This window comes from Bradyrhizobium forestalis, assembly GCF_002795245.1.
GTDB lineage: Bacteria > Pseudomonadota > Alphaproteobacteria > Rhizobiales > Xanthobacteraceae > Bradyrhizobium > Bradyrhizobium forestalis.
In genome coordinates, this window is the sequence record NZ_PGVG01000010.1 from 40,091 (window position 1) to 52,681 (window position 12,591).

The 12,591-nt window shown below is 64.2% G+C and carries 11 protein-coding genes; 10 read left to right on the plus strand and 1 reads right to left on the minus strand.

Features of this window, described 5'->3' with window-relative positions; all coding sequences use genetic code 11:
- The first annotated feature begins 63 nt into the window (after nucleotides 1-63).
- From lepB to CVM73_RS14325, 9 genes are all read left to right on the plus strand, one after another.
- The gene (lepB, locus tag CVM73_RS14280; protein WP_100232614.1) at nucleotides 64-828 is read left to right on the plus strand and encodes a signal peptidase I; all 765 of its coding nucleotides are present in this window, start codon (nucleotides 64-66) and stop codon (nucleotides 826-828) included.
- The gene (gene rnc, locus CVM73_RS14285; RefSeq protein ID WP_100232615.1) at nucleotides 825-1,676 is read left to right on the plus strand and encodes a ribonuclease III; all 852 of its coding nucleotides are present in this window, start codon (nucleotides 825-827) and stop codon (nucleotides 1,674-1,676) included. The genes lepB and rnc overlap by 4 nt, the downstream gene beginning before the upstream one ends.
- Nucleotides 1,666-2,592: a GTPase Era gene (gene era, locus CVM73_RS14290; RefSeq protein WP_100232616.1), complete on the plus strand. Its 927-nt coding sequence runs from the start codon at nucleotides 1,666-1,668 to the stop codon at nucleotides 2,590-2,592. The genes rnc and era overlap by 11 nt, the downstream gene beginning before the upstream one ends.
- A 21-nt stretch (nucleotides 2,593-2,613) precedes the next feature.
- Nucleotides 2,614-2,994: a hypothetical protein gene (locus CVM73_RS14295; RefSeq protein ID WP_100232617.1), complete on the plus strand. Its 381-nt coding sequence runs from the start codon at nucleotides 2,614-2,616 to the stop codon at nucleotides 2,992-2,994.
- A gap of 171 nt (nucleotides 2,995-3,165) precedes the next feature.
- Entirely contained in the window at nucleotides 3,166-3,918 is a 753-nt protein-coding gene (recO, locus tag CVM73_RS14300) for a DNA repair protein RecO (RefSeq protein WP_100232618.1), read from the plus strand.
- Nucleotides 3,919-4,019: 101 nt separating this feature from the next.
- Entirely contained in the window at nucleotides 4,020-4,298 is a 279-nt protein-coding gene (locus tag CVM73_RS14305; RefSeq protein ID WP_100232619.1) for a hypothetical protein, read from the plus strand.
- A gap of 61 nt (nucleotides 4,299-4,359) precedes the next feature.
- Nucleotides 4,360-6,618, plus strand: coding sequence for a DNA topoisomerase IV subunit A (parC, locus tag CVM73_RS14310; RefSeq protein ID WP_100232620.1), 2,259 nt, complete (start codon nucleotides 4,360-4,362; stop codon nucleotides 6,616-6,618).
- Between the two features lie 344 nt (nucleotides 6,619-6,962).
- A complete protein-coding gene (locus CVM73_RS14320) occupies nucleotides 6,963-8,513 on the plus strand; it encodes an ABC transporter substrate-binding protein (RefSeq protein WP_100232622.1) in 1,551 nt (516 codons plus the stop codon).
- A gap of 4 nt (nucleotides 8,514-8,517) precedes the next feature.
- Nucleotides 8,518-10,062, plus strand: coding sequence for a GMC family oxidoreductase (locus CVM73_RS14325; RefSeq protein WP_100232623.1), 1,545 nt, complete (start codon nucleotides 8,518-8,520; stop codon nucleotides 10,060-10,062).
- A 1,108-nt stretch (nucleotides 10,063-11,170) separates the two neighbouring features.
- Here the strand turns inward: CVM73_RS14325 and CVM73_RS14335 are convergent.
- Entirely contained in the window at nucleotides 11,171-11,380 is a 210-nt protein-coding gene (locus CVM73_RS14335; protein WP_063707793.1) for a hypothetical protein, read from the minus strand.
- Nucleotides 11,381-11,563: 183 nt separating this feature from the next.
- On the opposite strand from CVM73_RS14335, the gene CVM73_RS14340 reads away from it, so the two are divergent.
- Entirely contained in the window at nucleotides 11,564-11,986 is a 423-nt protein-coding gene (locus tag CVM73_RS14340; protein ID WP_100232624.1) for a hypothetical protein, read from the plus strand.
- Nucleotides 11,987-12,591: the final 605 nt, after the last annotated feature.

A 12,591-nucleotide genomic window follows, 5' to 3' on the forward strand; every position in this document is an offset into this window, starting at 1 on the left:
GAAGCAATGGGCTGTTCGCGCCAGGAGGGCGCTCTGTGACCGCCGGCCGGAATTGAGAGAGCAATGAGCGTGACTTCGGGAACGAAAACTGAGAGCGGCGTCGGCGAGACGATCCGGGTCGTCATTCATGCTCTCCTGATCGCGCTGGTGATCCGCACGTTCCTGTTCCAGCCTTTCAACATCCCGTCCGGTTCGATGAAGGCGACGCTGCTGGTCGGCGACTATCTGTTCGTCTCGAAATATTCCTACGGCTATAGCCACTACTCGATCCCGTTCTCGCCGCCTCTGTTCTCGGGGCGGATCTGGGGCTCGGATCCGAACCGCGGCGACATCGTCGTGTTTCGCCTGCCGAAGGACGATTCCACCGACTACATCAAGCGCGTGATCGGTCTTCCCGGCGACCGCGTCCAGATGCGGGACGGGCTGCTCTACATCAACGACACGCCCGTCGAGCGGCAGCGCATGAGCGAATATGTCGGCGAGGACCCCTGCGGCTCCGAAGGCGGCGGCATCTCCCGGGTGAAGCGCTGGAAGGAGACCCTGCCGAACGGCGTGTCCTACGAGACGCTCGATTGCGCCGACAACGGCTACATGGACAACACCAACGTCTACAACGTGCCGCCCGGCCACTTCTTCATGATGGGCGACAACCGCGACAACTCCACCGATAGCCGCTTTCTCGGCCAGGTCGGCTACGTGCCGCAGGAGAACTTGATCGGCCGCGCCCAGATGATCTTCTTCTCCATCGCTGAAGGCGAGCATGCCTGGATGTTCTGGCGCTGGCCGTGGGCGGTGCGCTGGAATCGTTTCTTCAAAATCGTCCGATGAAAGACGAAGCAAAGGACATCGCGACCCAACCGATCGAGGCGCAAGCGGGCCCCGAAGGGGAAGCTGCGACCAAGACGCCTGCAGACAAGACGCCTGCAAACAAGACACCTGCGAAGAAGAAGCGGGCGCGCAGCAGCAAAGCCAAGGGCACGGATGCGAACGCGGCGCTCGAGGCGCGCATCGGCCACAGCTTCACTGACCCGAACCTCTTGATGCAGGCGATCACGCATGTCTCGGCGCTGAAGTCCGGACGCAAGCGCGGCGACAGCTATCAGCGGCTCGAATTCCTCGGCGACCACGTGCTCGGGCTCGTCGTCTCGGACATGCTCTATCATGCCTTCCCGAACGCCGACGAAGGCGAGCTGTCCAAGCGCCTTGCCGAGCTCGTGCGCAAGGAAAGCTGCGCCGACGTCGCCAAGTCGCTTGGTCTCGTCGACGACATCAAGCTCGGCTCGGTCGGCCCCAGCGCCGACGCGCGCCTGCGCAAGTCGGTGCTCGGCGACATCTGCGAGGCCGTGATCGGTGCCATCTTCCTCGACGGCGGGCATGCTGCGGCAGCCGAATTCGTCAAGCGCAACTGGACCGAGCGCATGCACAAGCCGCGCCGTCCCTTGCGCGATCCCAAGACCGTGCTGCAGGAATGGGCGCAGGGCAAGGGGCTGCCGACGCCGGTTTACCGCGAGGTCGAGCGCACCGGCCCGCATCACGATCCGCAGTTCCGTGTCGCCGTCGATCTGCCGGGGCTTGCGCCGGCCGAGGGCATCGGCGGCAGCAAGCGCGCGGCAGAGAAGGTGGCGGCCTCGGTGATGATCGAACGTGAAGGCGTTGGCGGCGGCAATGACGGCTGAAGCAAGCGGCGAGGCGCCCACTGCGACGCGCTGCGGCTTCGTCGCGCTGATCGGCGCGCCGAACGTCGGCAAGTCCACGTTGGTCAATGCGCTGGTCGGGGCCAAGGTCACGATCGTCTCGCGCAAGGTGCAGACCACGCGCGCGCTGATCCGCGGCATCGTCATCGAGAACAACGCGCAAATCATCCTGGTCGATACGCCCGGCATCTTCCTGCCCAAGCGCCGGCTCGACCGCGCCATGGTCTCGACCGCCTGGAGCGGGGCGCATGACGCCGATCTCGTCTGCGTGCTGCTCGATGCCAAGACCGGGATCGACGAGGAGGCCGAGGCGATCCTCGCCAAGGCGGCAAGCGTCAATCACGAGAAGATCCTCGTCATCAACAAGGTCGACCTGGTCCAGCGCGAGAAGCTGCTGGCGCTGGCGCAGGCCGCCAACGAGCGCATGAAGTTCGCCAGGACCTTCATGATCTCGGCGATCTCGGGCGATGGCGTCGACGACATCCGCAAGACGCTCGCCGAGATGGTGCCGCCGGGCCCGTTCCTCTATCCCGAGGACCAGATGTCGGACGCGCCGATGCGGCAGCTGGCGGCCGAGATCACCCGCGAGAAGATCTATCAGAAGCTGCACCAGGAATTGCCCTACCAGTCCACGGTCGAGACCGACAAGTGGGAGGAGCGCAAGGATCATTCGGTGCGGATCGAGCAGACGATCTTCGTCGAGCGCGAAAGCCAGCGCAAGATCGTGCTCGGCAAGGGCGGCGCCACCATCAAGTCGATCGGCGCGGATTCGCGGAAAGAGCTGATGCAGATCCTGGACGTGCCGGTGCATCTGTTCCTGTTCGTCAAGGTGCGCGAGAACTGGGGCGACGATCCCGATCGCTACCGCGAGATGGGCCTGGACTTCCCCAAGGAATAACCAAGACAAGATCGGTTTCCGATGAGCGTGCCCAGCAACATCAGGCGCTTCGAAGCGCTGCTCTACGCATCGTTGATGCTGGATGCTCTCTCGGTCGCGGTGCAGGACCGCACGCCCAATGCCGAGATGACCGAGCAGATGATCATGACGGCGACCTTGCTCGCCGGCGGCATGATCCTGCTGTTGGTCTATTTCGTCTGGCTCGCTGCGCACTGGCGCAAGAACTGGCCGCGCTGGGTGCTGGCGGCGGCCCTGGTGTTGTCGGTGATTTCGCTCGGCCAGATCATCGGCGAGAAGGGCATGGAGCTCGACAGTGCCATCGAGATCGTCTCCTGCGCGCTGACGACGATGGGCCTCTATTTCTCGTTCACCGGCGACGCGCAGGGCTGGTTCAACGCGTGAGGCTTTGGTGTCCCGGACAAGGTGCAGTGCGTCAGCGCTGCGCCGCGGAGCCGGGACCCAGCAGTGCGCGGAGAGATAGGCCCCGGCTCGGCAACGCGTCGCTTACGCGCCGCGCTTTGTCCGGGGGACGAGTGGGTGCGAGAGGCGCCGGAATCCTGTAAGCTTCCTCCCATGGAATGGACCGACGAAGGCATCGTGCTGGGGGTGCGGCGGCATGGCGAATCGAGCGCCATCGTCGAGCTGTTGACGCGCGCGCACGGCCGCCATCTCGGCCTCGTGCGCGGCGGGGCCAGCTCGCGGATGCGGCCGCTTTTGCAGCCGGGGAACAGCGTCAGTGCGGTGTGGCGGGCGCGGCTCGACGAGCATCTCGGCACCTATGCGATCGAGGGATTGAAGCTGCGCGCGGCGACACTGCTGGCATCGTCCCATGGCGTCTATGGCGTCACCCATCTCGCCTCGATCGCGCGGCTCTTGCCGGAGCGCGATCCGCACGAAGCAATCTTTGCGCTGCTCGAACACTCGCTCGATGATTTCGACGACATCGGCAGCGCCGCCGTGCACGTCATCCATTTCGAGCTGGCAATGCTCGCCGAGCTCGGTTTCGGCCTGGCGCTGGACAATTGCGCGGTGACCGGCGAGACCACGGACCTGATCTACGTCTCGCCGAAATCCGGCGGCGCGGTCTCGCGCACGGCAGGCGAGCCGTGGCGCGACCGCCTGTTGCGGCTGCCGCCGTTCCTTCGTCATGGAGAGGCTGCGAGCGACCTCACCGAACAGGATCTTCAGGACGGTTTTCGGCTGACCGGCCTGTTCCTGTTGCGCCACGTGCTGGAGCCGCGCGGGCAGGGCCATTCCGATGCGCGGGCCGGCTTTATCAATGCCCTGATGCGGCAGCAAGCGAGAGCGGCGGTCCCCGCGCCATGAGCCAATCGTGGTTCTGTATTGCTCCTGGGTATGGAGTTCCGGGGAACTAAATCCGGCCGGTCGAGTTCGCCTCCAGGTTCCACATCGGGGGGACAGCCCAAATGTTGATCAGGGGATTCGCCTTGTCCGCGGCGCTGCTTGCATTCGCGCCTGATGCAATCGCCGGCGAGCCGCAACCCGGCGTGTTTCGCCGGGCGTCGTGCACGCTCGTCCGGTATTATGTGGCGAAATATTCCGCTGCGGCCGCAGAGACATGGGCGCGGTCCCATGGCGCGACGGAGGCCGAGATCGAGGCAGCCCGCCGTTGCCTGACCAATGCGCCGCAAACGCCTGGTCCGGCCAAAACCCAGACGGTCACAGCCGGCTGGACAGGCCAGTAGGTCGCCCACAGGGAACCATTCGATCCTTGCCCGATTCGCTTCCACGGTTTAACCGGGCGGCATGGGAAAACGAATCGTTCCGCCGGAAGAACCGGCCGAAATTCATGATGTGCCGCTGCGTGAGGCGCTGGAAGAGCGCTATCTCGCCTATGCGCTCTCCACCATCATGCACCGGGCGCTGCCGGACGCGCGCGATGGCCTGAAGCCGGTGCACCGGCGCATCCTCTACGGCATGCGGCTGCTCAGGCTCGATCCCGGCACGGCCTTCAAGAAGTCCGCGAAAATCGTCGGCGACGTGATGGGCTCGTTCCATCCGCACGGCGACCAGGCGATCTACGACGCCATGGTTCGCCTCGCGCAGGATTTCTCCTCGCGCTACCCGCTGGTCGACGGCCAGGGCAATTTCGGCAATATCGACGGCGATAACCCCGCTGCCTACCGCTACACCGAAGCGCGCATGACCGACGTCGCGCGGCTTCTGCTCGAGGGCATCGACGAGGACGGCGTCGAATTCCGTGCCAATTACGACGGCCAGTCGAAGGAGCCGGTCGTGCTGCCCGGCGGTTTCCCGAACCTGCTCGCCAACGGCGCGCAGGGCATCGCGGTCGGCATGGCGACCTCGATCCCGCCGCACAACGCCGCCGAGCTGTGCGATGCCGCGCTGCATCTGATCGAGAAGCCCGACGCGAAATCCAAGGCGCTGCTCAAATGGGTCAAGGGCCCGGACTTCCCGACCGGCGGCATCTGCGTCGATTCCAAGCAGGCCATTGCCGAAGCCTACACCACCGGCCGCGGCTCGTTCCGCGTCCGCGCCAGGTGGGAGCAGGAAGAGGGCGCGCGCGGCACCTGGGTGGTCGTCGTCACCGAGATTCCCTTCCTGGTGCAGAAGTCGCGCCTGATCGAGAAGGTCGCCGAGCTGCTGGACCAGAAGAAGCTGCCGCTGGTCGGCGACATCAGGGACGAGTCGGCCGAAGACGTCCGCATCATCATCGAGCCGAAGTCGAAGAACGTCGATCCGGCGCTGATGATGGAATCGCTGTTCCGGCTCACCGAGCTCGAAAACAAGATTCCGCTGAACCTCAACGTGCTCATCAAGGGCCGCATCCCCAAAGTCGTGGGGCTCGCGGAATGCTTGCGCGAATGGCTCGACCATCTGCGCGACGTGCTGATCCGGCGTAGCAACTACCGCAAGGCGCAGATCGAGCACCGGCTGGAAGTGCTCGGCGGCTTCCTGATCGCCTATCTGAACATCGACAAGGTGATCAAGATCATCCGCACCGAGGACGAGCCGAAGCCCGAGCTGATGAAGGCGTTCAAGCTCACCGAGGTGCAGGCTGAAGCCATCCTCAACATGCGCCTGCGCTCCTTGCGCAAGCTCGAGGAGATGGAGATCCGCACCGAGGACAAGAACCTCCGCGCCGAGCTCAAGGGCATCAACGCGGTGCTCGCCTCCGAGACCGAGCAGTGGAAGAAGGTCGGCGAGCAGGTCGGCAAGGTCCGCGACATGTTCGGACCGAAGACGCCGCTCGGCAAGCGCCGCACCACCTTTGCCGACGCCCCCGAGCACGATCTCGCCGCGATCGAGGAGGCCTTCGTCGAGCGCGAGCCGGTGACCGTCGTCGTCTCCGACAAGGGCTGGATCCGCACCATGAAGGGCCATGTCGAGGATCTCTCGGGCCTCGCCTTCAAGCAGGACGACAAGCTCGGCTTCGCCTTCTTCGCCGAGACGACGTCGAAGCTGCTGCTGTTCGCCACCAACGGCAAGTTCTATTCGCTCGATGTCGCAAAGCTTCCGGGTGGCCGCGGCCACGGCGAGCCGATCCGCCTGTTCATCGACCTCGAGCAGGAGGCGGCGCCCGTCGCGCTGTTCGTCCACAAGGGCGGGCGGAAGTTCCTGGTCGCCAGCCACGAGGGCCAGGGCTTCGTCGTCAACGAGGACGATTGCGTCGGCACCACCAAGAAGGGCAAGCAGGTCCTCAACGTCGACATGCCGAATGAGGCGCGCGCGATCACCGAAGTTCTCGGCGACACCGTCGCGGTCATCGGCGAGAACCGCAAGATGCTGGTCTTCCCGCTCGACCAGGTGCCGGAGATGGCCCGCGGCCGCGGCGTGCGCCTGCAGAAGTACAAGGACGGCGGCCTCTCGGATGTCGCCGTGTTCGACGCCAAGGCTGGCCTCACCTGGAAGGACTCCGCGGGCCGCGAATTCTCCGCGACCATGAAGGAGCTCGCCGAGTGGCAAGGCACCCGCGCCGACGCCGGCCGCCTGCCGCCGAAGGGTTTTCCGAAGTCGAACAAGTTCGGCAAGGTGATCGGGTAGGGCGGCGGTTCTGGTGTCCCGGACGCGCTGCAACGCTCCATAGCGTGTCGAGGACGCGCGTAAACGCGCTTATGGCGTTGCTGCGCAGAGCCGGGACCCACGCCACAACACAGGTGTCATGCCCCGGCTTGGCCGGGGCATCCAGTACGCCGCGGCTTCGCCGTATCCCTCAGCCGTCTCTGGAATACTGGATCGCCCGGTCAAGCCGGGCGATGACAGCGAGCGCGTGGCGCGCAAACGCGTGGCAGATAGTCCCGAGCGCATACGTAATCGAGGCGTATGGGCACGAACATTGCTTTTTCCTGGCGACTGCAAACGGCTGGTCAAAAGGCAAATAACCCGCAATGTTCAAACTCAAGGCTTTCATTCCGGCGCTGTTGGGCCTCGCGCTGGTGGCGGCACCGGCGCATGCGGCGGGCAATCTGGTCGCGGTGCTCGAGGCGGAAATCGTCACGCTCGATCCGCATTTCTCCACGGCCTATATTTCGCGCACGTTCGGCTACATGGTGTTCGACACGCTGTTTGCGAAGGACACCAAGGGCGACATCAAGCCGCAAATGGTGCAGGACTGGAAAGTCTCGCCCGATGGCTTGACCTACACGTTCACGCTGCGCGACGGTTTGAAATGGCATGACGGCCAGCCGGTCACGGCGGCCGATTGCGTGGCCTCGCTGCGGCGCTGGGGCACCCGCAGCGCGCTCGGTCGCCGCATTTTCGCGATCACGGCTTCGCTCGACCCGACCGACGCAAAGACCTTCGTGCTGACGCTGAAGGAGCCGTCCGGGCTCGTCATCGATGCGCTCGGCAACCCCGTCAGCCCCGTCGCCTTCATGATGCCCGAGCGCATCGCGAAGACGCCGGGCGACCCGCGCATCACCGAGATCATCGGCTCTGGACCGTTCGTCTACAGCAAGGCCGATCACCGCACCGGCGACCGCATGATCCTGAAGAAATTCGCCGACTATGTGCCGCGCCCCGAGCCCGCCGACTTCCTCGCCGGCGGCAAGCGCGTCAACGTCGACACGCTCGAGATTCGCGTCATTCCCGATGGCGCGACGGCGGCCTCCGCGTTGCAGGCCGGCGAAGTCGACTTCATGCAATATGCGCCGTTCGATCTGCTGCCGCAGTTGGAGAAGAACGCGCGCGTCAAGCTGGTCAACTTCACCGGCGGCAACATGTTTGCCGGTGCCTACCGCCTCAACGCGGCGTCGAAACCGTTCGACGATCCCGAGATTCGCCGCGTGCTGTGGAAGCTGGTCGATCAGCGCGAGGTGCTGGATGCGCTCGGGCTCGATGCCAAATACGCAACGCCCTGTGCGACCTATTTCACCTGCGGCACCACCTATGAAAGCAAGGCCGGCATTGAAGCTGCCGCCAAGCCGTCGATCGAAGCGGCGAAGGCTGCGCTGAAGGCGACCAAATATGCCGGCGAGCCCGTGGTCGTCATGGAGGCCAATGACCTCGAAGCCCCGCGCGTTTCGGCGCAGGTGCTGGCCGAGCGGCTGAAGGCTGCCGGCTTCAACGTCGATCTGCAGGTGATGGACTGGGCGAGCGTGCTGGCGCGCCGCGCCAAGAAGGAAGGCTGGAGCGTCTATGGCGTTCACGCCGGCGGTTTCGATCTCGGCTCGCCGCTGACCAATGTCATGGTCGCCTTCAACTGCGCCGACTTCACCGGCTGGCAATGCGATGCGCGCATCACGCCGCTGATGGAAGCCTTCGCCAAGGCGCCGGCCGAGGCGGATCGCATGAAGATCGCAGGCGAGATCCAGGCTGTCATGTACGATCAGGCGCCCGCAATTCCGTGGGGCCAGTTCGCCCAGCCCGCCGCCTATCGCGCGACTTTGCGCGGTCTGATACCGTCCGCCATCCCGGTGTTCTGGAACGTTGAGAAGTAACGCGATGTACGATGTCATTGTTGTCGGCGGCGGCTCCGCCGGCGCTGCGGTTGCGGCGCGGCTGTCCGAGGATCCGGCGCGGCGCATCCTGTTGCTCGAAGCGGGCCGCGACTGGCGCGCCGATGAGGCGCCTTGGGAGGTGCGGACGCCGAACCCGATCCCGATCATCCACAAGCGCGAGTACCAGGAGAAATGGCAGTGGCCGGATCTGTTGTCGCGCCGGGTAGCGGGGCAGCAGCCGCGCTTCTACTGGCGCGGCAAGGGGCTCGGCGGCTCCTCGATGATGAACGGCCAGATTGCCATCCGCGGCGTCGCGGATGCCTTCGACGTATGGGCGGCCAATGGCTGCACCGGCTGGTCGGCCAGGGAGGTGATGCCACTCTTCTCGGTGATCGAGGACGATCTGGAGTTCGGCGATGCCGATGGCCACGGCCGCGGTGGGCCGTTGCCGGTCTACCGCGCGCCACCGGACAAATGGGGCCCGATCGATCGCGGCTTGCGCGATGCGGCGCTGGCGAGCGGCTATAACTGGTGCGCCGATCTCAACGGCCCCGACGGCGAGGGCGTTGCCTGCTATCCCATCAACAGCCGCGACAGCCGCCGCATCAGCACCAATGAGGGCTATCTCGAGCCCGCGCGTGGCCGCACCAATCTGGAGATCCGCGGACATGCGCTGGTCGATCGCGTGCTGATCAGTGACGGCCGCGCGACCGGCGTTCGCGTTCACATGGAGGGGCAGGGCACCCACGAGATCAGCGCGCGGCAGATCGTGCTCTGCGCCGGCGCCATTCACAGTCCGGCGATCCTGCTGCGCTCGGGCATCGGACCGGCCGAGGAGCTGAAGGCGATGGGCATTGCGGTCGCGCGCGATCTGCCGGTCGGCCGCCACTTCTTCGATCACCCGCTGTTTCGCGCCACGATCCAGCTGCGGGAGGAGCTCCGTCCCACCGATCCCGATACGCGCCACACCAATTGCTGCGTGACCTATTCCTCGGGCCTCGCCGATGGCGGCAAGCGCGACATGATCCTGATCGCCTTCAATCACCGCGGCATCGGCATGCCCGGAGCGATTGGCGCCGGGCTGTTCAACGCCTATTCGCGCGGCACGCTCAAGCTGGCCTCGACCGATCCCGCGATCGATCCTGTTGTCGAGGAGAACATGCTGGCCGATCCCCGCGACATGCTGCGGATGATGGATGCGGTGAAGCGGCTCGCGGTGATCACCTCGCAGCCGGCGCTTTCGGGTATCGCCGACTGGATCCGGCTCGCCGACACCGATCTGACGTTGCCGCAGGCAGCCGCCTTGCCGGATCACGAGCTCGACGCGGTGCTGCGCCGTGAGACCGGCGACATCCAGCACGCTGCCGGCAGCTGCCGCATGAGCGGCGTCGATGATGCCGACGGCGTGGTCAATCCTGACGGCACGGTGAAGGGTATCTCGGGTCTGCGCGTCGCCGACGCCTCCATCATGCCGTCCGACTGCCGCGCCAACACGCATTTCACCACGGTGGTGATCGGCGAGGCGATCGCGCGGATGATGATGCGGTAGTGCGACAACGATGGTGTCATGCCCCGCGAAGGCGGGGCATCCAGTACGCCGCGGCTTCTCGGTTCTAGCCGCGCCGTCTCGGAGTACTGGATCGCCCGGTCGAGCCGGGCGATGACACCGAGAGTGAGGCTAGACGGGTCGTCGCTAGGTTACACGTTTCAAACAGCAGACACGCGTTCGCCTTCTCGCGGCGCATCTCGCCCGAGTTTTGCTTCATGTGCCGCGCCCAAAGAGACAAGGGCGCAGGGAAGGCCGGGCGCCGGCCGGCACCCGCGATCCGTGCGCTGTAGAAATGCACACGGGGTGGACCACAGGTGTTGCCGGTCGCCCGGCCTTCCCTGCGCGAATGGTTTTAACGGTGTCCTTCGTGCTCCCCGGGGAGCGATGCACTATTGCCCCCGTCGCCATGCAGATGACTGATGCGCGCGCCCGGTTGGGCCGCTACATCACTACAGGACTTGACGCACAGACCCCGGGCGTCAGGACCACACGACTTCTCCGTCCGCGCACGTCTTCGCTGGGACTTCGAGGGGTGGCGCGTGCTCGCCCCCGAAGCCATGCCAAGACGCTGTCAGCGTCGTGTCGTATGCGCGGAAAGCCATTGCTCACGGTGTCCCGCCCTGCAATGTCTTCTACGCCCGCCGCCGTCGCGTCCATCGCTGCCCAGCCCGCGGTTCGTGACGATCGCGATCCGCCCCTCGTCTCGGGCCAGGGTGTTTTGCTTGTACGATAAATCCGAATTTTGGTAAACTGGAATATTTTACGGGGCAGGACTTGACAGGCGGCGAGGTCAAATTGACCGGGCTGTTTTGCCCGACGGGCAACGGACTTCCTGAAATAGCTGACGGGGCCCAGAGTTGCCCTTTATCTCAAGACCGCCTGAATGTCGGCTTTCGGGCGCTGACCGGGCCAAGATCGGACAGCGGCGGGATGGCCGCTTGTGACCCTAAACGGAAATCGGGCGTCGCCTGATCGGATTAACAAAATCCCGCTCAATGTGGTTGCGACAAGGTGCGTGGTTTGCTTCCTAAATCGCGCGGGCCGTTAGCCACATGGGGTCAAGCTGAAGAACCCGGTGTCGCCAAGGATGTGCAGAGGACTCAGTCGTTCAGAGATGAGCACGCGGCAATAGCCATCCCATGATCTTCTGATACGGATCGCGACGACTGCGGACGAATGCGTTCTCGTTCTGCTGAGCGGCGGTCCTGGCGAATTCAGAAATCCCCTCCATAGACTGCCGTTTATCCTTCGGAAGCTTCGCCCATTGGCGAATGATCTTCCGGCGGGCTTCACGTTGCTTTTCCCTTACGTCAGGCATCGGGACGCTCCTTGAAGAGGATTATTCCGGTCGACCTAGTATTGTTTGGGCTCACTAGAACTTCAACGTCCAATCAAGAACTCTTAGCCCCTCTGATCGTGCAGCGCTATACACGGGAGCGAGTCTCATATTGGCTTTGCAGGCCCGCCGCCCTAGAATTGCGGCGATCGCAGGACGGGCGAAATGCAGTATGTTTGCGACGCGCCGAAGGGCAAGACCTGGTTCCGTATCGAGACGGAAGGTGAAGCGATGCTTGAGTCGCGCCTGATGGGCCACACAGTTGAGAAATATTTCCGCCGCGAGCGGGAGAAGGCAGTCCAGTCCTGGCGTCCCGAGCGGCCCAACGCGATCGAGCGCGACATCGGCCTCGAGGCCCATGTACAGCGAGAGATGCCGCTTTTCCTCACGCTGCGCGACAGGGAGGGCAATGCACTGACTACAGCGATGCTGCCACCGGGTGGCAAGGATCGCGGCGGGTTCCGGATCATCATCGTTGCCGCATCCAATGCCGATCCTTATCCGCAGCAGGACGCGGCCATCGCTGCACTGGGAGCGCATTTCGGTCTCACACTCGATCGCAACCGCTGCTTCCCCTACGGCCGCTAAGGAGCCTGACAAGCTCGTAGGATGGGTAGAGCGTAAGCGAAACCCATCAATCCCTCCGCCGATAAGAGGCATGATGGGTTTCGCAAGGGCTCTACCCATCCTACGTACTTTGGCTCCAGACTAGGTCTGTATCGCTGCTGCACCATTGTTCATTACTGGACTATAAGAGCGAAAGCACCCCACGTGCGGTGAGCACTCGTTCAAATACCCATTGGCATACGAACTAAGATTGTAGTTGCGGAGTTCTTCATTTCGGTTGTGAGGGCTCAACTCATGACGAAGCATTTTTCGATTGGAATTGTAACCTATGTGCTTGTAGTCGCCATGTCTGTGGTGACCATCACGATTACCGCGACATCACTAGGCGAGCCCATTGTTGCAGGGATTGCTGCTTCGATTCCGGGCCCATTCCACCTTGCGACGGAAAGGACGCTTGCAGGCGCCAGGCCCAGCGAACCGAAGCTCGCCCGCGCGCAAACAGGTTGTCGGCTTCGATTCGCTCCTCTGCAATGGAATGTGGACTGGCTTTTCCGGCCGCCTGCAGCTGCCACACGATGAATTGCTCGCAACTCATGCTGCCTCCGGCTACGTGGGATAAGATCCGG